Genomic DNA, 274 nt, shown 5'->3' on the forward strand with positions numbered 1-274 from the left:
ACCTCGGCGGCGCGAACGGCCGTTCAACGGTCGTCCAACGGCCGTTGGACGAAGAAGATATCGAGATCGCCGCGCAGTGGCCGGGCGAACCGGGCTTGTTCGTGGCGACGCTCGGCACGCTCGGCTGGCTGGATCAAACGGAACGCGGGTATCTCCTCCACGAGTGGCAGCAGCACAACCCTTGGGTGGCCGCCGCGGTCAGCCGCGGCGACAAAGCCCGGTTTTCGCGGATGGCGAAAACTCACCCAGACATTTTCAAGTCATTGTGCGAGCA

At 64.2% G+C, this 274-nt stretch carries 1 protein-coding gene; it reads left to right on the forward strand.

What is annotated here, in order from left to right:
- A partial coding sequence (locus tag JNK74_29915) for a hypothetical protein (GenBank protein ID MBL7650387.1) occupies positions 1 to 274 on the forward strand: 274 nt, incomplete at both ends.

This window comes from Candidatus Hydrogenedentota bacterium, from assembly GCA_016791475.1.
In the GTDB taxonomy this organism is placed as follows: domain Bacteria; phylum Hydrogenedentota; class Hydrogenedentia; order Hydrogenedentales; family JAEUWI01; genus JAEUWI01.